The organism is Pseudomonas syringae CC1557 (assembly GCF_000452705.1).
Classification (GTDB): Bacteria; Pseudomonadota; Gammaproteobacteria; order Pseudomonadales; family Pseudomonadaceae; genus Aquipseudomonas; species Aquipseudomonas syringae_F.
In genome coordinates, this window is the sequence record NZ_CP007014.1 from 3,817,966 (window position 1) to 3,840,223 (window position 22,258).

At 58.1% G+C, this 22,258-nt stretch carries 22 protein-coding genes and 1 pseudogene; 14 read left to right on the forward strand and 9 right to left on the reverse strand.

The features are described from left to right. Nucleotides 1–115 precede the first annotated feature (115 nt). The 4 genes from xdhA to guaD are packed head-to-tail and all read left to right on the forward strand — an operon-like array spanning nucleotide 116 to nucleotide 6,113. Nucleotides 116–1,570 carry a xanthine dehydrogenase small subunit gene (gene xdhA, locus N018_RS16810; RefSeq protein WP_025390281.1) on the forward strand — a complete coding sequence of 485 codons (1,455 nt, stop codon included), beginning with the start codon at nucleotides 116–118 and terminating at the stop codon, nucleotides 1,568–1,570. After that, nucleotides 1,563–3,941 (forward strand): xanthine dehydrogenase molybdopterin binding subunit, encoded by a 2,379-nt coding sequence (xdhB, locus tag N018_RS16815; RefSeq protein WP_025390282.1) that lies wholly within the window; start codon nucleotides 1,563–1,565, stop codon nucleotides 3,939–3,941. Before xdhA ends, xdhB begins: the two co-directional genes overlap by 8 nt. After that, nucleotides 3,934–4,773, forward strand: coding sequence for a xanthine dehydrogenase accessory protein XdhC (gene xdhC / locus N018_RS16820; RefSeq protein ID WP_025390283.1), 840 nt, complete (start codon nucleotides 3,934–3,936; stop codon nucleotides 4,771–4,773). The genes xdhB and xdhC overlap by 8 nt, the downstream gene beginning before the upstream one ends. 26 nt (nucleotides 4,774–4,799) lie before the next feature. After that, complete coding sequence (guaD, locus tag N018_RS16825; RefSeq protein ID WP_025390284.1) at nucleotides 4,800–6,113, forward strand: guanine deaminase; 1,314 nt, start codon at nucleotides 4,800–4,802, stop codon at nucleotides 6,111–6,113. A 167-nt stretch (nucleotides 6,114–6,280) separates the two neighbouring features. Here guaD and N018_RS16830 read toward each other — a convergent pair whose 3' ends face one another. Together N018_RS16830 and uraH are read right to left on the reverse strand one after the other, a co-directional pair. Then, nucleotides 6,281–7,030: a GntR family transcriptional regulator gene (locus N018_RS16830; RefSeq protein WP_025390285.1), complete on the reverse strand. Its 750-nt coding sequence runs from the start codon at nucleotides 7,028–7,030 to the stop codon at nucleotides 6,281–6,283. Nucleotides 7,031–7,178: 148 nt separating this feature from the next. Beyond that, nucleotides 7,179–7,532, reverse strand: a complete 354-nt coding sequence (gene uraH / locus N018_RS16835) for a hydroxyisourate hydrolase (protein ID WP_024647445.1) — start codon at nucleotides 7,530–7,532, stop codon at nucleotides 7,179–7,181. A 369-nt stretch (nucleotides 7,533–7,901) separates the two neighbouring features. Between uraH and puuE the strand changes: the two genes are divergently transcribed. From puuE to N018_RS16865, 6 genes are all read left to right on the forward strand, one after another. After that, on the forward strand, nucleotides 7,902–8,828 hold the full coding sequence (gene puuE / locus N018_RS16840; protein ID WP_024647444.1) for an allantoinase PuuE: 927 nt from the start codon (nucleotides 7,902–7,904) through the stop codon (nucleotides 8,826–8,828). Then, on the forward strand, nucleotides 8,825–9,355 hold the full coding sequence (uraD, locus tag N018_RS16845) for a 2-oxo-4-hydroxy-4-carboxy-5-ureidoimidazoline decarboxylase (protein ID WP_024647443.1): 531 nt from the start codon (nucleotides 8,825–8,827) through the stop codon (nucleotides 9,353–9,355). The genes puuE and uraD overlap by 4 nt, the downstream gene beginning before the upstream one ends. Nucleotides 9,356–9,381: 26 nt before the next feature. Then, nucleotides 9,382–10,377, forward strand: coding sequence for an allantoicase (alc, locus tag N018_RS16850; RefSeq protein ID WP_024647442.1), 996 nt, complete (start codon nucleotides 9,382–9,384; stop codon nucleotides 10,375–10,377). A 199-nt stretch (nucleotides 10,378–10,576) separates the two neighbouring features. After that, on the forward strand, nucleotides 10,577–11,089 hold the full coding sequence (locus tag N018_RS16855; protein ID WP_024647628.1) for an ureidoglycolate lyase: 513 nt from the start codon (nucleotides 10,577–10,579) through the stop codon (nucleotides 11,087–11,089). Nucleotides 11,090–11,094: 5 nt separating this feature from the next. Further along, nucleotides 11,095–12,372, forward strand: coding sequence for a urate hydroxylase PuuD (locus tag N018_RS16860; RefSeq protein ID WP_025390286.1), 1,278 nt, complete (start codon nucleotides 11,095–11,097; stop codon nucleotides 12,370–12,372). 366 nt (nucleotides 12,373–12,738) lie between these two features. Further along, nucleotides 12,739–13,524, forward strand: coding sequence for an outer membrane protein OmpK (locus tag N018_RS16865; RefSeq protein WP_025390287.1), 786 nt, complete (start codon nucleotides 12,739–12,741; stop codon nucleotides 13,522–13,524). A 163-nt stretch (nucleotides 13,525–13,687) separates the two neighbouring features. Here N018_RS16865 and N018_RS16870 read toward each other — a convergent pair whose 3' ends face one another. Beyond that, entirely contained in the window at nucleotides 13,688–14,596 is a 909-nt protein-coding gene (locus tag N018_RS16870) for a DUF808 domain-containing protein (protein WP_024647625.1), read from the reverse strand. A gap of 147 nt (nucleotides 14,597–14,743) precedes the next feature. Then, nucleotides 14,744–15,250 (reverse strand): Lrp/AsnC family transcriptional regulator, encoded by a 507-nt coding sequence (locus N018_RS16875; protein WP_025390288.1) that lies wholly within the window; start codon nucleotides 15,248–15,250, stop codon nucleotides 14,744–14,746. A 181-nt stretch (nucleotides 15,251–15,431) separates the two neighbouring features. On the opposite strand from N018_RS16875, the gene N018_RS16880 reads away from it, so the two are divergent. The 3 genes from N018_RS16880 (at nucleotide 15,432) to N018_RS26670 (ending at nucleotide 17,132) form a co-directional block, all read left to right on the forward strand. Then, on the forward strand, nucleotides 15,432–16,448 hold the full coding sequence (locus tag N018_RS16880; protein WP_024647623.1) for a 1-aminocyclopropane-1-carboxylate deaminase: 1,017 nt from the start codon (nucleotides 15,432–15,434) through the stop codon (nucleotides 16,446–16,448). Nucleotides 16,449–16,618: 170 nt separating this feature from the next. Then, on the forward strand, nucleotides 16,619–16,858 hold the full coding sequence (gene relB, locus N018_RS16885; protein WP_024647622.1) for a type II toxin-antitoxin system RelB family antitoxin: 240 nt from the start codon (nucleotides 16,619–16,621) through the stop codon (nucleotides 16,856–16,858). Next, nucleotides 16,848–17,132, forward strand: coding sequence for a type II toxin-antitoxin system RelE/ParE family toxin (locus N018_RS26670; protein ID WP_080274862.1), 285 nt, complete (start codon nucleotides 16,848–16,850; stop codon nucleotides 17,130–17,132). The genes relB and N018_RS26670 overlap by 11 nt, the downstream gene beginning before the upstream one ends. A 36-nt stretch (nucleotides 17,133–17,168) precedes the next feature. Here N018_RS26670 and N018_RS16890 read toward each other — a convergent pair whose 3' ends face one another. Further along, the gene (locus tag N018_RS16890; protein WP_025390289.1) at nucleotides 17,169–18,023 is read right to left on the reverse strand and encodes a LysR family transcriptional regulator; all 855 of its coding nucleotides are present in this window, start codon (nucleotides 18,021–18,023) and stop codon (nucleotides 17,169–17,171) included. Nucleotides 18,024–18,097: 74 nt separating this feature from the next. On the opposite strand from N018_RS16890, the gene N018_RS16895 reads away from it, so the two are divergent. Continuing rightward, complete coding sequence (locus tag N018_RS16895) at nucleotides 18,098–19,054, forward strand: DMT family transporter (RefSeq protein WP_024647620.1); 957 nt, start codon at nucleotides 18,098–18,100, stop codon at nucleotides 19,052–19,054. Nucleotides 19,055–19,072: 18 nt separating this feature from the next. Here N018_RS16895 and N018_RS16900 read toward each other — a convergent pair whose 3' ends face one another. The 4 genes and pseudogenes from N018_RS16900 to N018_RS16910 all read right to left on the reverse strand — a co-directional run bounded on the left by N018_RS16900 (nucleotide 19,073) and on the right by N018_RS16910 (nucleotide 22,257). Continuing rightward, complete coding sequence (locus N018_RS16900) at nucleotides 19,073–19,477, reverse strand: hypothetical protein (protein WP_024647619.1); 405 nt, start codon at nucleotides 19,475–19,477, stop codon at nucleotides 19,073–19,075. 149 nt (nucleotides 19,478–19,626) lie between these two features. Then, nucleotides 19,627–20,499, reverse strand: a complete 873-nt coding sequence (locus tag N018_RS28670; RefSeq protein ID WP_418903486.1) for a methyl-accepting chemotaxis protein — start codon at nucleotides 20,497–20,499, stop codon at nucleotides 19,627–19,629. Nucleotides 20,500–20,532: 33 nt separating this feature from the next. Next, a pseudogene (locus tag N018_RS28675) lies at nucleotides 20,533–21,555 on the reverse strand (methyl-accepting chemotaxis protein); the annotation flags it as partial. A gap of 216 nt (nucleotides 21,556–21,771) precedes the next feature. After that, on the reverse strand, nucleotides 21,772–22,257 hold the full coding sequence (locus tag N018_RS16910; RefSeq protein WP_025390290.1) for a DUF2269 family protein: 486 nt from the start codon (nucleotides 22,255–22,257) through the stop codon (nucleotides 21,772–21,774). Nucleotide 22,258 lies beyond the last annotated feature (1 nt).

Below are 22,258 nucleotides of genomic sequence, written 5' to 3' on the forward strand. Positions count from 1 at the left end.
GATCGGTGAAAAACTCAATTTCCTGACTTTCAGGTCAGAAAAAAATTGACCCAATAAGCAGAGCTGATAGATTCATCAATGTGTCTGATGACAATAAATGTGAGGGCTTTGCGCCGTGATTCAGTTCCTTTTGAACCAAGAGCTAAAAACCGAGCGCGCCCTGAATCCGAACATGACCGTGCTGACCTACCTGCGTGAGCAGGCACACAAGCCCGGTACCAAGGAAGGTTGCGCCAGCGGTGACTGTGGCGCCTGCACGGTAGTCGTCGGCGAGCTGCACAGCGACGCAGATGGCCAGCAGCAATTGCGTTACCGCAGCCTTAATTCGTGCCTGACCTTTGTGGCGTCGCTGCATGGCAAGCAATTGATCAGCGTCGAAGACCTGAAGTATCAGGGCCAGTTGCACAGCGTGCAAAAGGCCATGGTCGAGTGTCATGGGTCGCAATGCGGCTTCTGTACGCCAGGCTTTGTGATGTCGCTGTTTGCCCTGCAAAAGAACAGCACCGACGCCGACGCCCATCAGGCCCACGAAGCGCTGGCCGGCAACCTGTGCCGTTGCACCGGCTATCGACCGATTCTGGCCGCTGCCGAACAGTCCTGCGCCCAGCGCTTGCCTGACCAGTTCGATCAGCGCCAGGCGCAGACCATCGAGCGCCTGCGTGCGATCACGCCAGACCAGACCGGCCAACTCGACGACGGCGAAAAACACTGCCTTATCCCGCTGACCGTGGCGGATCTTGCCGATCTGTATCAGGCCAATCCTCAAGCCCGGCTGCTGGCAGGTGGCACCGATCTGGCACTGGAAGTGACCCAGTTTCACAAGCCATTGCCGGCCATGATTTACGTCGGACACATTGCCGAAATGAAGCGCGTCGAGCGCTTTGACGACCGCCTGGAAATCGGTGCGGCCACGCCGCTGACCGATTGCTACGCGGCACTGAACGCTGAATACCCGGACTTTGGCGAGCTGCTGCAGCGCTTCGCCTCGTTGCAGATTCGCAATCAGGGCACGCTGGGCGGCAACATCGGCAACGCCTCACCGATTGGTGACTCCCCGCCGTTGCTGATCGCCCTCGGCGCACAGATCGTGCTGCGCAAGGGCACGACTCAGCGCACCCTCGCGCTGGAAGACTTCTTCATCGATTACAAGGTCACCGCCCGCCAGGCAAGCGAGTTCATCGAAAAGATCATCGTGCCCACAGCCAATCCTCGGCAGACGTTTCGCGCCTACAAAGTTTCCAAACGACTGGACGATGACATCTCGGCGGTCTGCGCAGCGTTTCGTCTGACTATCGAAGACGGCATGATTCGCGATGCACGCGTGGCGTTTGGCGGCATGGCGGCAATTCCGAAACGCGCTGAGGCCTGCGAGCAGGCCCTGATCGGCGAACCGTGGAACAACGAAACCGTCGAACACGCCTGTGCGGCCCTGAGCGAAGATTTCACCCCGCTGTCGGACTTCCGCGCGAGCAAGGAATACCGCTTGCTGAGCGCCCAGAACCTGCTGCGCAAATACTTCATCGAAGTGCAGCATCCAGCCGTTGTGACGCGGGTGACCGACTATGTCTAATCACAGCCCGCAACTGACCCAAACTGAAATGCTGGCGCTGTTTCAACAGGGCCTGAGCACCGGCGTCGGCCGTAGCGTCAAGCACGACAGCGCCGACAAACACGTGTCTGGCGAAGCGGTGTATATCGATGACCGCCTGGAGTTTCCCAATCAGCTGCATGTGTATGCACGAATGTCGGACCGTGCCCATGCGCGGATCATCAGCATCGACACCGCGCCCTGCTACGCCTTCGAGGGCGTAAGAATCGCGATCACGCACGAGGATATTCCCGGTCTGAAGGACATCGGGCCGCTGCTGCCGGGCGACCCGTTGCTGGCCATCGACAAGGTGGAGTTCGTTGGCCAGCCGGTGCTCGCCGTGGCCGCACGTGATCTGGATATTGCACGCGAGGCGGCGATGGCCGCGATCATCAAGTACGAGGATCTGGAACCCGTACTGGATGTGGTTCAGGCTTTGCGCCAGAAGCATTTCGTGCTCGACAGCCATACCCACAAGCGTGGCGACTCTGCGGCGGCGTTGGAAACTGCAACCCACCGTTTGCAAGGCAACCTGCACATCGGCGGCCAAGAGCACTTCTATCTGGAGACGCAGATATCTTCGGTCATGCCGACTGAAGACGGCGGCATGATTGTGTACTGCTCGACCCAGAACCCCACGGAAATCCAGAAGCTGGTAGCCGAGGTTCTGGACGTGCCGATGAACCACATCGTGGTCGACATGCGGCGCATGGGCGGTGGCTTTGGGGGCAAGGAAACCCAGGCGGCAAGCCCGGCCTGCCTGTGCGCGGTGATTGCGCGCCTGACCGGGCAGCCAACCAAGATGCGTCTGCAACGCTTCGAAGACATGCAGATGACCGGCAAGCGCCACCCGTTTTACATCGAATACGACGTAGGCTTTGATGACGAGGGTCGGCTGCAAGGCATCGAACTGGATCTGGCCGCCAACTGCGGCTATTCGCCAGACCTGTCGGCCTCTATCGTAGACCGCGCCATGTTCCATGCCGACAACGCCTATTACCTGGGCGAAGCGACGATCAATGGTCATCGCTGCAAGACCCACACGGCGTCCAATACCGCCTACCGAGGCTTTGGCGGCCCGCAAGGCATGGTTGCCATCGAAGAAGTCATGGACTGCATTGCGCGCTTTCTGGGCAAAGACCCGTTGGCGGTGCGCAAGGCCAACTACTACGGCAAGACCGAGCGCAACGTCACTCATTACTACCAGACCGTCGAGCACAATCTGCTGGAAGAAATGACCGCGGATCTGGAGCAAAGCAGCCAGTACGTGGAGCGCCGCGAAGCCATTCGGGCCTTCAATGCCAGCAGTCCGATCCTGAAAAAAGGCCTGGCGCTGACACCGGTCAAATTCGGTATTTCCTTTACCGCCAGCTTCCTCAATCAGGCCGGTGCGCTGATCCATATCTACACCGACGGCAGCATCCACTTGAACCACGGCGGCACCGAAATGGGTCAGGGTTTGAACACCAAGGTCGCGCAAGTCGTGGCGCAAGTGTTTCAAGTGGACATCGAGCGCATTCAGATCACGGCGACCAACACTGACAAGGTGCCGAATACCTCGCCGACGGCTGCCTCAAGCGGCACCGACCTGAATGGCAAGGCGGCGCAGAATGCTGCGGAAATCCTCAAGCAACGCCTGGTCGAATTCGCCGCCCGGCATTACGACGTGGCGGAAACCGAGATTGAATTTCGTAACGGCCATGTGCGGATCGGCGAGATCGTTTTGCCCTTTGCCGAGCTGGCGCAACTGGCATGGATGGGGCAGGTGTCGCTGTCCAGCACCGGCTACTACAAAACGCCGAAGATTTTTTATGACCGAAGCCAGGCAAGTGGTCGGCCATTCTATTACTACGCGTTTGGCGCGGCCTGCGTCGAGGTGATCGTCGACACCCTGACCGGCGAATACAAAACATTGCGCACTGACATCCTGCACGACGTCGGTGCCTCACTGAACCCGGCCATCGACATCGGTCAGGTCGAAGGCGGCTACATTCAGGGCGCAGGCTGGCTGACCACCGAGGAGCTGGTGTGGAATGACAAAGGCAAACTGATGACCAGCGGCCCGGCGTCGTACAAGATCCCGGCCGTTGCCGACATGCCGCTGGACTTGCGGGTCAAGCTGGTCGAAAACCGCAAGAATCCGGAAGACACGGTATTCCACTCCAAAGCCGTTGGCGAGCCGCCCTTCATGCTCGGCATTGCCGCATGGTGTGCAATCAAGGACGCAGTGGCGAGCCTTGGCGATTACCGTTATCAGCCGAACATCGATGCCCCGGCGACGCCGGAAAAAGTGCTGTGGGGATGCGAGCAGATACGTCAGTTGTACCCCGCAGGGCGCACCCATCATGAATAACTGGATCAGCGCTCTGGCCGAGCTTCAGGCCCGCAGTGAACCCGGCATTCTGGTAACGATCATTGAGGAGCTGGGCTCGACGCCGCGTAACGCCGGGTCAAAAATGGTGGTCTGTGCCGAGCGCATCCACGACACCATCGGCGGCGGGCATCTGGAATACAAAGCCATGGAAATCGCCCGCGAGATGCTCGCCAGCGGCACCCGGCAGACCCGGTTGGAGCGCTTCAATCTAGGCGCGAGCCTCGGTCAGTGTTGCGGTGGCGTCAACGTGCTGTTGTTCGAGCCGATGGGCGAGCCCGTCGCACAGATCGCAGTGTTCGGCGCAGGTCATGTCGGCCGCGCGCTGGTGCCGTTGCTGGCCAGCCTGCCCTGCCGGGTGCGCTGGATCGACAGCCGTGAACACGAATTTCCGGAAACAATGCCCGAGGGCGTGCTGCAGATCATCAGCGATGAGCCGGCCGATGAAGTTGCGCAGTTGCCCGTCGGCACTTACTGCATCGTGATGACCCACAACCATCAGCTCGATCTGGAGCTCACCGCCGCCATCCTCACGCGCGGTGACTTTGGCTACTTCGGCTTGATCGGCTCGAAGACCAAACGGGTCAAGTTCGAACATCGCTTGCGCGAACGCGGATTCGACGCCAGCCTGCTACAACGCATGCGTTGCCCAATGGGCCTGGCCGAGGTCAAAGGCAAGCTGCCCATCGAGATTGCGGTGTCTATCGCCGCAGAAGTGATCGCCACCTACAACGTCAGCTTTGGCCAACAGAGCGCCAACGCAAAACCTATTGCCAGACTGCTGCCTGCGTCACGCCGCAGCCAGTCGCAATGACAGCAGTCAGTCACAACGAGAGTGCCATGAGTTCAGTGTCCAACCGTAAAGCCTACCGCGCCGCCATCGTCCACAGCATTGCCGACCCTGCCGAAGTGGCGGTGGAAGCATCTTATGAATACTTCGCCGACGGCCTGCTGCTGGTCGAGGACGGTAACATCGTGTCGGTGGGTCATGCCGCCGACCTGCTCGACGGCCTCGACAGTGATGTAGAGCTGATCGAGTATCAGAACGCCTTGATCACCCCAGGCTTCATCGACACGCATATCCACTTGCCGCAGACCGGCATGATCGGCGCGTATGGCGCGCAATTGCTGGACTGGCTCAACACCTATACGTTTCCCTGCGAAAGCCAGTTTGCCGACCCCGCACATTCGGCGCAGGTCGCGGACATCTTCATCAAGGAGCTGCTGCGCAACGGCACCACCACGGCGCTGGTATTCGGCAGCGTACACAAGGAGTCGGTGGAGGCGTTTTTCAGCGCGGCGCAGGCACTCGATCTGCGCATGATCGCTGGCAAGGTAATGATGGACCGTAACGCGCCGGATTATCTGGTCGATACGCCAGCCTCCAGCTACGCCGACAGCAAAGCGTTGATAGAACGCTGGCACGGCAAGGGTCGCCTGAGCTACGCCGTGACCCCGCGTTTCGCACCGACCAGCAGCCCGGAACAGCTGAGTCTGGCGGGCCAGTTGCTGACCGAGTACCCCGGCCTGTACCTGCAGACCCACATCAGCGAAAACCTTCAGGAGGTCGAGTGGGTCAAGGCGCTGTTCCCCGAGCGCAAGCATTACCTGGACGTCTACGACCACTTCAACCTGCTGAGCGAGCGCTCGGTGTTTGCCCATGGCGTACACCTGTGCGACGCACAGTGCGCGCGCCTCGCGCAGACCGGCTCGGCCATCGCCTTCTGCCCGACCTCCAACCTGTTTCTGGGCAGCGGCCTGTTCAATCTGCCAATGGCCGAGAAGCACAAGGTCAACGTCGGCCTGGGCACCGATGTGGGCGGCGGTACCAGCTTTTCGATTCTGCAGACCCTGAACGAAGCCTACAAAGTCATGCAGATGCAAGGCGCACGTCTGAACCCCTTCAAATCGCTGTATCTGGCAACCCTGGGCGGCGCACGTGCGCTGCGTCTGGAAGACAAGGTCGGCAGCCTCAAGCCTGGCAACGAGGCCGACTTCCTGGTGCTCGATTACGACGCCACGCCGCTGCTGTCGTATCGGCTGAAACAGGCCAAGGGAATTGAAGAGATTCTGTTTGTGCTGATGACAATTGGCGACGACCGGACCGTGAAACAGACCTGGTCGGGTGGTCGGTTGGTGCATGAGCGGGGTTGAACCGAATGTGATTGGCTATCGTGCCAATGCTCTGCGTTGGCATGCACTTCTGGACGCTCTGCGTCCGATTTTGAGTGTGTGGCGCTGCGCAGATTGTGACGCGGAGCGTCACCCAACGCATCCCTACGCTGGCGCGTGAGGAACGAGAAGTTTCCGGATGAGCAGCCTCAACGCAGCGGCTTTTTCCGGCCCATTACGTGCGAGAACACCGCCTGCAAATCATCCGAGGCACTGTCTTCGTCAAGGTCGAGTTTGCTGTCGATATGGTCCATGTGATGCATCATCAGCTCGACTGCCAGCGGTGCATCGCGGGCTTCGATGGCGTCGATCAATTGGCTGTGCTCATCGTATGAACAATGCGTGCGGTTGCCGGTTTCGTACTGGGCAATAATCAGTGACGTCTGTGACACCAGACTGCGCTGAAAGCTGATCAATGGCGCGTTCTTCGCAACCACCGCCAGTTGCAGATGGAACTCGCCGGATAGACGAATGCCCGCCCCCCGGTCACCGCGGGCAAAGCTGTCGCGCTCGTCGCTGACCATCTGGCGCAGCTCGGCCAATTGTTCGGCAGTGGCATGCTCGACGGCCAGTTCAGTGATGGCTTGCTCGACCATGCGCCGGGCGAAGAACACCTGACGCGCCTCTTCGACACTGGGACTGGCAACCACCGCACCGCGATTGGGGCGCAACAACACAACCCCTTCATGCCCCAGCCGCGACAGCGCCCGGCGAATGATGGTGCGGCTGACACCGAAAATCTCGCCCAGCGCTTCTTCACTCAACCTGGTGCCGGGCGCCAGGCGCTGCTCCAGAATCGCATCGAAAATGTGCTCGTAAACAACATCGTCCTGCGTAACGCTGCGGCCACTGTCGAGGCTGCGCGACGGTTTCTTGAGGGGCAGGGACTGATCGTTCATGAATGCTCGTGCGCAGATGGATTACGGCCTTGGGGCTGGCGCATTGTACACAGGGTGCTTCAGGAAGCAGACCATGGAAGCAAACGCAGAAAACGCGCTCAGGAAACGCGCACGAAAAAAAGCCCGCAGTGTGGGGCGGGCAAGAGAATCAGCTGCCTCTGTAAGTCGAGTAGCTGTACGGCGAGATTAACAGCGGCACATGAAAATGTTCCTGACCTGCATCAATACCGAAGCGCAGCACCACCTCATCGAGAAAGGCCGGTTCGTTCAGCACCACGCCTCGTGCGCGGTAGTAATCGCCCGCCTGAAAGTGCAGCTGATACACGCCAGACTGATAGTCATCGCCTTGCAGCAAAGGCGCATCGCAGCGTCCATCACTGTTGGTCACGACGCTGACGATGTGCAGCAACTGCTGATCGTCCACGCGATACAGGTCAATACGAATCGAACTGCCCGGACAACCATGGGCGGAGTCCAGTACGTGTGTGGTCAATTTTCCCAAAACGTCGCCCCTTGCATGCGAGTGATCAAAAGCAGCGCACCAATCGGGTGCCCGCCAGTGTGCAATTGCCACCGATTAAGACACTTTTGCAAAAACCTGTACACAATGAAATCCCTGCGGAGCATCGACCTGACCGTCGCACGACGATAGACCGCCAACTTCAGTGAAGCCAAGGAAAATAATCAGGTTTTTTCGCTTTAACTGACCAGTCAGGCAGGTTTCTTGCTTAACTAGTGAGCAACAATGACCGTCGATGAAGAATAGTTCAGGGTTACAACCTGCAAATCAAATTGTATACAATCTTCATCCAGCAGTGCCTTGCGTGCTTCTCGCATTGCACCTGATACCACGCACATAAGGAAGCTCGCAGTGAGCGCTGAATACCCTCGCGACCTGATCGGTTACGGCAGCAACCCGCCTCATCCTCGCTGGCCGGGCAATGCACGCATCGCGTTGTCGTTCGTGCTGAATTACGAGGAAGGCGGCGAGCGCAATATCCTGCACGGCGACAAGGAATCCGAAGCCTTTCTCTCTGAAATGGTCGCCGCGCAGCCGCTGCAAGGCCAGCGCAACATGAGCATGGAGTCGCTGTACGAGTACGGCAGCCGTGCCGGGGTGTGGCGCATTCTCAAGCTGTTCAAGCAGTTCGACATTCCCCTGACCATCTTCGCGGTTGCCATGGCGGCGCAACGTCATCCGGACGTGATCCGCGCCATGGTCGCCGACGGTCATGAGATCTGCAGCCATGGCTACCGCTGGATCGACTATCAGAACATGGACGAAGCCGAAGAGCGCGAACACATGCGCCAGGCGATTCAGATCCTCACCGAGATCAGCGGTGAACGTCCGCTGGGTTGGTACACCGGGCGCACCGGGCCGAACACACGGCGGCTGGTCATGGAGGAAGGTGGTTTTCTCTACGACTGCGACACCTACGACGACGACCTGCCTTATTGGGAGCCGAACAACCCGACCGGCAAGCCTCATCTGGTGATCCCGTACACGCTGGACACCAATGACATGCGCTTCACTCAGGTGCAGGGCTTCAACAATGGCGAGCAGTTTTTCCAATACTTGAAGGACGCGTTCGACGTGCTGTATGCCGAAGGCGAAGACGCGCCAAAGATGCTTTCGATTGGCCTGCACTGTCGCCTGATTGGCCGACCTGCCCGGCTTGCTGCGCTGAAACGCTTTATCGAATACGCCAAAGGCCACCAGCAGGTATGGTTCACTCGCCGTGTGGACATTGCTCGCCACTGGCACACTGAACATCCCTTCACTAGGGCGACGCTATGAGCGAATTGCAGAACCTGAAGCCCTCGACCCTGAGCCGCGATGCGTTTACCGCGACCTTTGCCGATGTCTACGAGCACTCGCCATGGATCGCGCAACAAGCGTTTGATCAGGGCGCAGGCCCGGAGCTGGATCAGCTCGACACCCTGCATGCGCGGATGAGCGAGATTCTGCTCAATGCCACTCACGAACAACAGTTGGCACTGATCAAAGCTCACCCGGACCTGGCAGGCAAGGCTGCGGTTCAGGGCGAGCTGACTCAGGCCAGTACCGATGAACAGGCGGGTGCCGGTATCCACCTCTGCACGCCTGAAGAATTCCGGCGCTTTACCGAACTGAACGAGGCTTACAAGGCCCGTTTCGGCTTTCCGTTCATCATGGCGGTCAAGGGCAGCGACCGGCATAAAATTCTGGCGGCGTTCGAGCAACGCATCCATCACTCGCCCGAGGCCGAGTTTGCTTGCGCCCTGGCCGAGATCAACAAGATCGCACTGTTTCGTCTACAGGCGCTCCACGCGTCGCAGCCATAACCGTATTCAGAAGGCAGACAAAAAGCATGAAAGTTTACGCCGCAGCGTTCGAGAAGTTTGTAAACCTGGCCGACGCACGTCTGGGCACAAGGATCCTTTCGGTTACCGATGACTGGTTCGCCGATGCCAACCGCCTGTTCCAGCCAACGCCTGCGGTCTGGAAAGAAGGCGTGTTCGATGACAACGGCAAGTGGATGGACGGCTGGGAGTCGCGCCGCAAGCGTTTCGAAGGTTATGACAGCGCAGTGATCCAGCTCGGCGTAGCGGGCACCATCAAGGGCGTAGATATCGACACGTCGTTCTTCACCGGCAACTTTCCGCCTTCTGCGTCGCTGGAAGCGTGCTTTCTGGCCTCGGGCGAGCCGGACGAAAACACTGCCTGGACCGAAGTGCTGTCGTCGGTGGAATTGAAGGGTAACAGTCATCACTACCATGAAATCAGTCACGACCAGCCGTTCAGCCATCTGCGCTTCAATATCTACCCGGACGGCGGCGTAGCGCGCCTGAGGGTATACGGCGTGCCGCATCGCGACTGGTCGAAAGTCACTGAAAGCGAGCAGATCGACCTGGCTGCCGCGCTCAATGGCGGCCGCTCGATTGCCTGTTCGGACGAGCATTACGGCAGCATGAGCAATATCCTCAACCCGGGCCGTGGCGTGAACATGGGCGACGGCTGGGAAACCGCGCGCCGTCGCACGCCGGGTAATGACTGGGTAATCGTGGCGCTCGGGCACAAGGGTGAAGTCGAGAAAGTCATCGTCGACACCCTGCACTTCAAGGGCAATTACCCGGACAGTTGCTCTATCCAGGGCGCGTTCGTCAAAGGCGGCACCGACAGCCAGATCGAAACCCAGAGCCTGTTCTGGCGCGAACTGCTGCCAAGCCAGAAACTTACCATGCACGCCGAGCATGAGTTCGCCGAGCAGGTAAAGGCCATCGGCCCGATCACCCACATCCGCCTGAACGTGTTCCCGGACGGTGGCGTGAGTCGGTTGCGGGTGTTGGGCAAAGTGTCCAGGTAACAACGCGTAAACTCTCGTCCCCACGCTCCGCGTGGGAATGCATTTCCGGACGCTCTGCGTCCTGTCTTGAGTGGGTGGCGCAGCGCAGAGTTGTGACGCAGAGCGTCACGAAATGCATGTCAACGCGGAGCGTTGCCACGATAGTCATAAATACGAACGTGCAAACGACCCACTCCGAAACCATTGAAGAAGAAGCCGCATGCGCACACTGACAATCGAGCCGCTGACCAAGGAAGCCTTTGCGCCTTTCGGTGATGTCATCGAAACCGACGGCAGCGATCACTTCATGATCAACAACGGCTCGACCATGCGCTTTCATCGCCTGGCCGAAGTCGAAACCGCGCAACCGGATGACAAGGCGATTATCAGTATTTTTCGCGCCGAAGCACTGCCGATGCCTCTGACTATAAGCATGCTGGAACGTCATCCGCAGGGCAGTCAGGCGTTCATTCCGCTGCTCGGCAATCCGTTTCTGATCGTCGTCGCGCCGGTTGGCGATGCACCTGAATCGACATTGACCCGCGCGTTCGTTTCCAACGGCAGGCAGGGTATCAATTACCATCGCGGCGTCTGGCACCACCCGGTGCTGACGATCGAAAAACAGGATGATTTTCTGGTGGTAGATCGCAGTGGTTCCGGCAACAACTGTGACGAACATTATTTTGCCGAGCACCAGTTGCTGGTTCTCGATCCCAACCCACTGGAAGGGTAAACACCGTGCTGGCACATCTGATGGAATGGCTGAATCTCGGCGTGCGCTGGATTCACATGATTGTGGGTGTCGCCTGGATCGGCGCATCGTTCTACTTTGTCTGGCTGGAAAACAACCTCAACCGCAGCAATCCGCGTGAAGGGCTGTCGGGCGATCTGTGGGCAATCCACGGTGGTGGCATTTATCACCTGGAGAAATACAAGCTCGCGCCTCCGACCATGCCGGAGAACCTGCACTGGTTCAAATGGGAGGCCTACTCGACCTGGCTGTCTGGGGTCGCGTTGCTGTGCGTAGTGTTTTACGCCAACCCGACGCTGTACCTGCTGGCACCGGGCAGCAGCCTGAGCGGTGCTGAAGGCGTGCACATCGGACTGGGTTCATTGTTCGTCGGCTGGTTCATCTACAGTTTTCTGTGCGACCCACCATTGGGCAAGCGCCCTGCCCTGTTAGGCGTTGTTCTGTTTCTGCTGCTGGTCGCGGCGGCCTATGGCTTCAGCAAGGTGTTCAGCGGTCGCGGTGCGTACCTGCACGTTGGCGCGATCATGGGCACTATCATGGTCGGCAACGTATTTCGCATCATCATGCCGGCGCAGCGCGCACTGGTCGCTGCCATCGCTGAAAACCGCACCCCGGACCCGAGCCTGCCGGCCAAGGGGCTGCTGCGCTCACGGCACAACAACTACTTCACGCTGCCGGTGCTGTTCATCATGATCAGCAACCACTTTCCGAGTACGTATGGCAGTGAATACAACTGGTTGATCCTGGCCGGCATCGCGCTGCTGGCGGTGCTGGTGCGGCACTATTTCAATACCCGGCATGACAGCCATCGATTCGCCTGGACCCTGCCAGTCGCTGCGCTGGGCATGCTGTGCCTGGCCTATGTGACGGGCCCGGCACAACCGACTGCACCAATCGTCTATCAGCCACTGCCGGGCACGGCGGTCGGCGGTCACCGGGCCGATGAGAAACCCCAAGCGCCAGTGACCACGCCCGCTCAGGCGGAGCCTGCCAAGGTTGCCGGTGCGGACTTCACCAAGGTGCATGAGGTGATCCAGCAACGCTGCTCGGTCTGCCACTCGGCCACACCCACCAGCCAGCTGTTCAGCGTTGCTCCGGCCGGCGTGATGTTCGATACGCCGGAACAGATCCAGCAACAGGCACCGCGCATCAAGGCGCAGGCGATCACGGCACCGATCATGCCGCTGGGCAATATTACCCAGATGACCCAGCAGGAACGTGATCTGGTCGGCGCGTGGATCGATCAAGGCGCACACATCAACTGACACCACCGGGCACTTGCCCTGTTTTCGCTCCAGACGCCCTGCTCTGGAGCACTTGAGCACGGCGACGCGCGTCAGTATCCTGCGCCGCCGCTGCCTACCCGACGCATAACTTTCCTGATCATTGAATCTGACCGGGCAGCCAACTGGCTGACCGAGCATTCAGGATCCCATCGGCTCGAAAAACAACTTGAAACTGCTACATCAGTGTCGGTTTAGGGATTACTTAAACTTTTTTTCACTGATTGGCGCAGCTCTTGCTAACAAGACAAAGCTGACCAGACAGACAAATTATTGCAAGAACAGACAAGGCGTCACTTATAGAACGCCGGTCTGCAAAATCACGATCCATATCAAGGGGCTCACCGCATGAACCGTACGTTTTCCAGTGTGTTACTGGCCAGCAGTCTGCTGTCCGCCGCACCCGCCATGGCAGGGGATATCTTCCAGTGGCAGAGCAATAGCCTGACCTATCTCAATGGACGAGACTTTGCTGTCAACCCGGAAAATCAGCAGACGTTCACGTTCGAGCATGCGGACAGCTGGAAGTACGGCGACAACTTCTTCTTCGTCGACAAGATCTTCTACAACGGCAAGAAAGACGCAACGGCTGGCGATAACACCTACTACGGCGAGTTCTCGCCACGGCTGTCGCTGGGTAAGGTCTTTGGTCAGAAGTTTGAATTCGGCCCGATCAGTGATGTGCTGATCGCGGCCACTTACGAGTTTGGCGAAGGCGATAACGAGTCGTACCTGATTGGCCCGGCGTTTGATTTGAAGATTCCGGGGTTCGACTACTTCCAGCTGAACTTCTACCAGCGTCAGACTGAAGGCAATCGTCCTGGTGATGGCGTATGGCAGATCACTCCAGTCTGGTCCTACACCATTCCTGTCGGCAAATCGGATGTACTGATCGACGGCTTCATGGACTGGGTCGTAGATAACGACAAGACTTCACGCGGCACTTACCACTCTAACCTGCACTTCAACCCACAGATCAAGTACGACCTGGGCAAGGCGTTGAATTACCCTGAGCGGCAACTGTATGTCGGTATCGAATACGACTACTGGACCAATAAGTACGGCATCAAAGACACCCGTTCCTTCGACACCGATCAGAACACCGCGAGTTTGCTGGTGAAGATGTTCTTCTAAGAGAGTAATGCTGATGGCTCTCGTTCCCGCACGCTGCGAGGGAATGCACTTCTGGACGCTCTGCGTCCAGCCTTGAGAGGGCGGCGCAACGCAGAGTTATGACGCGGAGCGGCACGGGATACATGCCAACGCGGAGCATTGGCGCGAGAGTCAGAGCCTCAAATCACTCCCTCGCCGCTTTCCAGACCTTGCTCACCAGCGTCACGATCAGCACCAGCACAGCACCGGCGACGATCCCGGCGATGGCATCAATCAGGGTCGGGACGACCATCGACAGCCCGCCCACCGCAGCAGACGCAGATTCAGTCACGCCTTCGACCCAATGGTGAGCGACCGGCAGGCCATGCACCAGAATCCCGCCACCGACCATGAACATGGCTGCAGTGCCGACGATCGACAGTACCTTCATCAGCACAGGAGCCAGCCACAGCAAAGCGCCGCCGATGTTCTGTGCCACCGAGCTTGCGGTCTTTTTCAGGTACAGGCCCAGGTCGTCCAGTTTGACGATGCCCGCCACCAGTCCATAGACGCCCACGGTAATTAGCACGCCAACAATCACCAGTACACCGACCTGATCCATGAACGGCCGGGCCGAGACCACACCCAGCGCCAGCACGATGATTTCCGCCGAAAGAATGAAGTCGGTACGAATCGCGCCCTTGATGCGCTCTTTTTCGAACGCAACCATGTCCACTGAAGCATCCGTAGCTGCCTGCTTGCGCTGGTCGTGTTCCTCATTGGTTTCGGCGTGCAGCCATTTATGGGCGATTTTCTCGAAACCTTCGAAGCACAGAAAGGCACCGCCGATCATCAGCAGCGGCAGGATTGCCCAGGGCGCAAAGGCACTGATCAGCAACGCGGCGGGCACCAGAATCGCCTTGTTGAGCAAGGAACCCTTGGCTACAGCCCAGACCACCGGCAACTCACGATCAGCCGAAACACCTGTGACCTGCTGGGCATTGAGCGCCAGATCGTCACCCAGCACGCCTGCGGTTTTCTTGGTAGCCAGCGCGACGTCATCCAGCAGGGTCGCAATATCGTCAAGCAGAGTAAGCAAGCTTCCAGCAGCCAAAATAAAAATCCTTGAGCAAGTAAAAAAGAAACGGCGTTTATTGAATCACACGCCAAGGGTCAATCGTAGTGCACCAGACACCTCTGACCTTTATCTGGCACGAACGTTTGACGCCGCCCACTACACGCCAGGCACTTTGAATAACGGTCATATCGGTAACTGCGTGGTCGACAACACCTGACGCAAGCCCATGAACGAGCGAATCTGTCTGACACCGGGTAGATACAGCAACTGTTCGGCATGCAGACGGTTGAAACTCTGACTGTCTTTAGTGCGCAGCAGCATGAAGTAGTCGAACTCGCCAGTAACCACGTGAAACTCCATGCAGCCGGAAACGTTCTGCGCCGCCGCTTCGAACTCTGCAAACGAGTCCGGCGTCGAGCGGTCCAGCACGACGCCGATCAGCACTACCATCCCGGCGTCCAGTACATCACCGTTAAGCAGCGCGACAACTCCTTTGATGACCCCCGACTCCTTCAACCGCTCGACACGTCGCAAACAGGCAGGCGGGCTTAGTTTGACCTTTTCTGCGAGCGCAACGTTGGAGATAGACGCATCACGTTGCAGCGTCTTGAGAATGGCGCGGTCGATCCGGTCCAGCAACGGTACCGCATCAGTACCCGGCCTCTTGCTGCGTTCATTTATTGCTTTCATGGTCGACTTCACAACATAAAAGTTCGCTCTAGGACCCTGACACTAACGCTGATTTTGTAAATAGACAATTCTTTGCAACCACGATTATCGCGCCATTTCCTATCATAGAAGCCACCTCAGGCACGTAATCAAGCCTGAAACCTGACCTTTATATGCACCTACTTCTCGACGGAGACCTGATATGAACCTGAGCAAGTTCAAACGCTACCCTCTGACCTTCGGCCCCTCACCCATCACGCCGCTGAAACGCCTGAGCGAGCACCTGGGTGGCAAAGTCGAGTTGTACGCCAAGCGCGAAGACTGCAACAGCGGTCTGGCCTTCGGCGGCAACAAGACCCGCAAACTGGAATACCTGGTGCCTGAAGCCATCGAGGGCGGGTACGACACGCTGGTGTCTATCGGCGGCATTCAGTCCAACCAGACCCGTCAGGTCGCAGCCGTCGCCGCGCATCTGGGCATGAAATGCGTGCTGGTTCAGGAGAACTGGGTCAACTACTCCGACGCGCTGTACGACCGGGTCGGCAACATCGAAATGTCGCGCATCATGGGCGCCGATGTACGTCTGGACTCGGCCGGTTTCGATATCGGTATTCGCCCGAGCTGGGAAAAAGCCATGGCTGACGTGGTTGAAAGCGGCGGCAAACCGTTCCCTATTCCAGCCGGTTGCTCGGAACATCCCTACGGCGGGCTGGGCTTTGTACGCTTCGCCGACGAGGTGCGTCAGCAGGAAGAAGAACTGGGCTTCAAGTTCGATTACATCGTGGTCTGCTCGGTCACCGGCAGTACCCATGCAGGCATGCTGGTCGGCTTCGCTGCCGATGGCCGTGCGCAACGGGTGATCGGCATCGATGCCTCAGCCAAACCGGACAAGACCCGCGAACAGGTTCTGCGGATTGCCCGCAACACCGCAAAACTGGTCGAACTCGGCCGCGAAATCACCGCCGAAGACGTGGTACTCGACACCCGCTACGCCTACCCCGAATACGGCCTGCCCAACGAGGGCACGCTGGAAGCCATACGCCTCTGCGCCCGACTCGAGGGCGTATTGACCGACCCGGTCTACGAAGGAAAATCCATGCACGGCATGATCGACATGGTGCGCAACGGCGAATTCCCCGAAGGCTCGAAAGTGCTCTACGCGCACCTGGGCGGCGTCCCGGCGCTGAATGCGTACAGCTTTTTGTTCAAGGATGGTTGAGGCGATTCATGAACTGAATGAAAGCTTCCGATGGCCCGCGAATTTGCGGGCCATTTAGCAAACACTCAAAAAAAGTGAATGAACACGAAATAAAGGTACATGCCACAAACCTCTTTATTTGCACTACACTGTAGCTCGATGTATTACAAAAAACTACACATGAGGTTCCTATGTCCGTTATGTCTCTACGCCTGCCGGACGAGATGGCAGATACCCTCGCACATCTTGCCAAAGCGACCGGGCGCAGCAAGTCTTTCCTGGCGCTGGATGCACTGCGTGAATACCTGACTCGCGAAGCCTGGCAGATCGCCGAAATTCAGCGTGCGATTGAAGAAGCTGATGCTGGCGAGTTCGCAAGCGAAGAGGAAGTGAAGTCCGTTGTAAATAAATGGACGAACAATGCACGTTGAATGGCTAAAGACTGCGCTGAAAAATCTGGATGATGAGGCAGCCTACCTATCATTGGAAAATCCGGCTGCCGCAGCCGCTTTCGTTGAAGCAATACAATCAAGCGTCAATCAGCTCGCACGCTTCCCTGCAATGGGCCGGGAAGGACGCATTGCAGGGACAAGAGAATGGCCTCTGCCAGACCTGCCTTACTTGATTCCTTATCGAATCCGTAGCGGCCGATTACAAGTTCTGCGGATATTCCACACAAGGAGACTTCCACCCTCACTGTGGTAGCCATCAGATATCGCCAGCGTACGATCGGCTCCTCCGCTAAATCCGAAAATGCTTCTGCATCGCCTGCGCCAGCAGACTCACCGCCTCGTCGGCCTGTGAGGCAGGCGAGCGCAGAAACACGATTTCGTGCTCGGCTATCTCTGGCAGATCGTTAAGAATCTGCATGGCATCTGTTACTCCACTCCGGTCAATCAGACTGATCGCCAGCCCCGCTTCCACGCAGGCTTTGACTGCCTGATTGGACGGACTCTCCAGTACCACGCGGGTTTTGCGGCCGGCTTGTTTGAATGTCTCCACCATCACTTCACGATAGGGACATTGCGCTGCATGCATGGCAAGCGGCAGCGGATCCGTCGACGCCGCCGTGGTGTTTTCTGACCCGACCCAAACAGGCTTGGTCGATACCAGAAACATTGTTTCAGCGGTCAATTGACCTTTGGGCTGGGCGATGACCGCTGCCTGCAGTTTTCCGCGCCTGACCTGCTCACGCAGGGTATAGCTGGGCGCGGTTTTCAATTCCAGCACCACATTGGGCCAGGCTGCTGCGAATACCGGCAGGATGTCGCGAATCACATGAACGGCGTACTCATCAGGAACACCCAATGTGATACGACCCGCCAGATGGGTGCCATGCAAGTCAGCCAGCACTCGGTCGTGGGTGGACAACAACTCTGACGTGGACAGGAGCAATCGCTTGCCAAGCGCCGTCAACGACACGGCCTGGTTATCACGGTTGAGCAAGCGACCGCCTGCTACCGCTTCAAGTCGCTGGATGTGCACGCTCACCGCTGCCGGGCTTTTGTGCAATTGCTCGGCCGCCGCTGAAAACTTCCCGATGCGCGCCACTGCATGAAAGGTGCGTACCAGTTCGATATCAAGTATTGCCGTCATTCTTTAATATTCCTGAATAACTGCTGCACATAATTTTGATTTATAAGATTACGCTGATCACCTAGCGTGTGTCGATGAGCCCATACCTATCGATTTCCCCGAACACATCGCGGCCTGCCTGGCACCAGGCCATTCCTCTGCCGCTGCTCGAAGCAGCGTTGCTGCTGACCTGGAGCTCCGGTTTCGTCGGCGCGCGCTTCTCTCTTGATTACGCGCCGCCGTTGCTGGTGGTGTTCTGGCGCTGCGTGGTGGTCACGCTGATTCTCCTGCCCTTTGTCGCCAGGCAGTTGCTACACATCCCGCCGGCCCTGTTGCTGAAAAACGCCGGTATCGGTCTGTTGGCAATGACTGGCTACGTGGCGGGCGTCACGCAAGGCATTGCGTTGGGCGTACCGGCAGGACTCGCTGCACTGTTTGCCGATCTGCTGCCGATGGGCATGGCACTGCTGGCTGCGGTTTTTCTCGGGCAGCGACTGAGCTGGCATATCTGGGCAGGGCTGGTGGTGGGTCTGATCGGTGTGGTGCTGGTCACTCACAGCGCACTGGCATGGGGTGAAGCACCCTTATGGGCCTATGGCCTGCCCTTGCTGGGGATGTTCTCGCTGGCCATCGCGACGCTGTGGCAAAAACGCTCCAGTGCGTCGCCACCGATGGACCTGCTGCCTAACCTGTGGCTGCAATGCTGTGTCTCCAGCTTCGCATTTGCCATTATTCAGGGCACACAAGGCAGCCTGGCACCGATTCCCAGTACCGGCTTTGCATTGAGCGTGCTATGGACAGTGGGGCTGGCGACGCTGGGCGGTTATGGACTTTACTGGGTCTGCCTGCGCCGCGCGACGGCCACTCGGGTCGCCAGCGTTCTGTACCTCAGCCCACCTGTGACGATGCTCTGGGCCTGGGCGATGTTCAATGAGCCACTGTCCTGGCAGATAGCGTCAGGCATGGCGGTGTCCGGGGTCGGCGTGTGGATGGTTGTGCGGGCGGAGGCTCGGCAGCGTGACAAGCCGGTAAAAGTGAGCCAAACGTCTTGAAGAGGCCCACCCAGTGCTTTACTGATTGGCTGCTTCATCCGATGGCTTGTTGAGTTTGCAACTGTATACAAACTCGACTTCGTCAGGCCATCCCAGACCGGCTTCGTGCACACGTTGAATGGCGATATTCAGATGACGCTTGGCATCCAGCGAGCCACATGTACGGCGAACCTGAATTTTCTTGGTCATCACGCCGTCATTGTTGATGCTGACGCCATAAGTCAGGTTGGTGTTGGTGCCAAATTCCGCCTGCATGCGTTGCTGGACCTGATCCAGCGCCTGCTTGTTATCCTCAAGGAAGGCCTGAGCACGCTGATAATTACGATAAAGGGTCAATGGTTTTGGCCAATCGATATTCAGCCAAAAATACAGCCCGGTCGAAAGCATCAGAATGAACAGCAGAATACTTGATCGAGGAGACATGAACAGCGTGCTCAGGATGACATGCAGGCTGTATCGGCAACAGACGCACAGGCTTAAGACGCGTCAGAAATCATAATGAGTAACGGGTAAAAAAAGCCGTCAGTCCAGTGAAGACCACCGCATTACACGCGGCAGCCCTCGACCGTTCTTCAGATCCTGAAACGCGCCACCATGCTTTGCAGATTGGTGCCCAGACGAGCCAGTTCTACCGTCGACGCTGCACTCTGCTCGGTCGCCGAGGCAGACTGATCGGCAATGTCGCGGACACTGAGCACGCTGCGGTTGATTTCATCGGTCACCGCGCTCTGTTGCTCGGCGGCGGCAGATATCTGCTGGCTCATCTGCTCAATCGTGCCGATTGACTGATTGATTTCCACCAGCGCCTGTTCAGCCTGACGGGCCAGCACCACGGTGCCTTCGGTACGTTGCAGACTCGCGTCCATCAGGCCCGAAGCGGCACCCGTGCCCTGTTGCAAGGTCAGGATCAGCGCTTCGATTTCCGTGGTGGAGTTCTGGGTACGCTGAGCCAGCGAACGTACTTCGTCGGCCACTACGGCAAAACCACGGCCCTGTTCGCCCGCACGCGCGGCCTCGATAGCGGCGTTGAGTGCCAGCAGGTTGGTCTGTTCGGCGACGGCTTTGATCACGTCGATCACGCTGCCGATCTTGCCGCTGTCTTCGGTCAGGCGCTGCATGGCCTCACCCAGCTGCTTCACTTCACCGGCCAGTTGCCCGATTTCCCGCGTGGCGTGCTGCACCACACTGCTGCCATGCGCTGCGCGCTCGCTGGCCTGTTTGGCGGCCCGCGAAGCATCTTCGGTGTTGCGCGCGACTTCCTGCACAGTGGACGCCATCTGGTTCATGGCGGTCGCGACCTGGTCGACTTCGTTTTTCTGCAGAGTGACACCGGCGCTGGTCTGTTCGCTGACGGCAGACAGTTCCTCGGCCGCGGTGGCGATTTGTGTCACGCCGTTGCCGATGCCGCCGATCAAGCCACGCAGGGAAACGGTCATGTGTTGCATGGTGTTCTGCAACAGGCCCAGTTCATCCTCACGGGTGGTGTGAGTATCCTGAGTGAGATCACCGTCGGCGATCCGGCGCGCGGCAATGACCGTCTCGTTCAGTGGCACGGTAATCTGACGGGTAATCAGGAACGCAGCAAAGATGCCAATCAGCAGCACCACCAGCGCCACACTCAGCAGTTGCATGACAGCGGTATTCTGTTCTTTCTTAGCGCTGATGACCTGCTGAGCCGCCAGATCGTCGGCACGGGCAGCGGCCGCGATGGATTGCTGTTGCAGATTGCCACGTATCTGATCGGCCTGCTGAAGCATGTCCGAAATCGAAGACATCAACACCTTGTACTGTTTCAACGCAACCAGTGCAGCATCTACTGCGGCGTTTGCCTGGCTGGGCAGTTCGCTACGAGCGGCAGCGACCTGAGCGATCAGTGCGTCCGCCGACGTATACGTGGCCTGGCGGTTATCGGCAGAAGGGACACTCAGGTAGCGGCGAAACACCAGACGGAAGTTAGTCATGCCGTTACGCAGATCGCCGGCAATCTTGACCTGCTTGATCCCGGTTTCATCCGGAGCGCGCAAGGTGTCGTCGATGGTCTTGTTCAACAGGTTCTCGAAGGTCCCGCTGACCTCATCAGAGACCTTGATGATCGGCTTCAGAGCGTCATCGATTTTCTGGTTGATGCCAACCAGTTGTTCGAACGTCTGCTTCAAACCACCCACCTGCTCCTTGATGCCCCGCAGCTTCTCCAGGTTGCTCGATACCACGAACAAGCCAAGGCCCTGGTCAACGCTGCGGTTCAGCGTATCCAGTGCGCTTGCGTAGGTCTGCACGCCAGCCGGGCTGGGACCTGTGGCGTAGGCCTGGGCAGCGATGCGAGCACTCAGCACGTCAGCCTTGATCTCGGCAACCTTGCTACTTTTGCCCATCCGTTCGATCAACAGGTTAGTGCTGGAGTAACCGATCGCAGTGACCGTCAGTACACCCAGCAAAATAGCAGCGAAGCCCAGCCCCAGCTTCTTGCTGACTTTCAAGTTGTCCAACCATTTTGCGCTCATTACGTGTGTGCCTTTGATTTTCCGGAATGCCCGTAAATCGGCGTTGAGGAGCTTAACTTGATAGCTATATTCGGTTGGATGGCCCGGGAACTATTGGAAAGCGCTGTACGCCCCCCGTATTCAGGGGGTATGGCGGAGTCATTAAGATTTATTTAAGCAACATGAAACATGATGTTTCAGATGGCCGGTTAGCGGGTGATGCGCTTCTGATCGGCTTTATATCTGCAAAAGCCGCGTGAGCGTCATCTTGCTGACCATCATCAGCACAATCGCGAACATGCCCGAAAAACCGGCGATGCCGAGCCAGAACCAAAGACGATAAATCGCCCGAAACCGGTCATTGATAAGCGTGCCGGTTTCGGCAGCATGGTCGGCCAATTCCTGAAGACGCTTCTGCAGAATCAGCACAGGCAACCACAGCGCGCCGACGCAGATAAAGATGATCAACGACGTGATGACCCAGTCAGTCAGCAGCGACATACCGGTCAGGCTGGCCATTGCGTAACCGGTGATGATCTGGACAAAACCGGCCGGTGTGGTGATCCAGGTGTCGAAACGCACCACCATTCTGGCGACGTGAGCGATCACCACTGGATTGCCACTGCGACTGGCGGCAATCAGATAAAGGTAGGAGCCCATGCCGAAGCCAAACAGAAAGATCGCGGCGATGACGTGCAGGTATTTCAGGTACAAGTAGAGCACC

Coding starts and splice junctions, on each gene's coding strand:
- N018_RS16830 (WP_025390285.1), bottom strand. CDS start 7,030: ATGAACGATCAGTCCCTGCCCCTCAAGAAACCGTCGCGCAGCCTCGAC.
- N018_RS16875 (WP_025390288.1), bottom strand. CDS start 15,250: ATGAAAGCAATAAATGAACGCAGCAAGAGGCCGGGTACTGATGCGGTA.
- N018_RS16855 (WP_024647628.1), top strand. CDS start 10,577: ATGCGCACACTGACAATCGAGCCGCTGACCAAGGAAGCCTTTGCGCCT.
- N018_RS16880 (WP_024647623.1), top strand. CDS start 15,432: ATGAACCTGAGCAAGTTCAAACGCTACCCTCTGACCTTCGGCCCCTCA.
- N018_RS16865 (WP_025390287.1), top strand. CDS start 12,739: ATGAACCGTACGTTTTCCAGTGTGTTACTGGCCAGCAGTCTGCTGTCC.
- N018_RS26670 (WP_080274862.1), top strand. CDS start 16,848: ATGCACGTTGAATGGCTAAAGACTGCGCTGAAAAATCTGGATGATGAG.
- N018_RS28670 (WP_418903486.1), bottom strand. CDS start 20,499: ATGCAACACATGACCGTTTCCCTGCGTGGCTTGATCGGCGGCATCGGC.
- uraD (WP_024647443.1), top strand. CDS start 8,825: ATGAGCGAATTGCAGAACCTGAAGCCCTCGACCCTGAGCCGCGATGCG.
- xdhB (WP_025390282.1), top strand. CDS start 1,563: ATGTCTAATCACAGCCCGCAACTGACCCAAACTGAAATGCTGGCGCTG.
- alc (WP_024647442.1), top strand. CDS start 9,382: ATGAAAGTTTACGCCGCAGCGTTCGAGAAGTTTGTAAACCTGGCCGAC.
- relB (WP_024647622.1), top strand. CDS start 16,619: ATGTCCGTTATGTCTCTACGCCTGCCGGACGAGATGGCAGATACCCTC.
- N018_RS16895 (WP_024647620.1), top strand. CDS start 18,098: ATGAGCCCATACCTATCGATTTCCCCGAACACATCGCGGCCTGCCTGG.
- xdhC (WP_025390283.1), top strand. CDS start 3,934: ATGAATAACTGGATCAGCGCTCTGGCCGAGCTTCAGGCCCGCAGTGAA.
- N018_RS16900 (WP_024647619.1), bottom strand. CDS start 19,477: ATGTCTCCTCGATCAAGTATTCTGCTGTTCATTCTGATGCTTTCGACC.
- N018_RS16890 (WP_025390289.1), bottom strand. CDS start 18,023: ATGACGGCAATACTTGATATCGAACTGGTACGCACCTTTCATGCAGTG.
- guaD (WP_025390284.1), top strand. CDS start 4,800: ATGAGTTCAGTGTCCAACCGTAAAGCCTACCGCGCCGCCATCGTCCAC.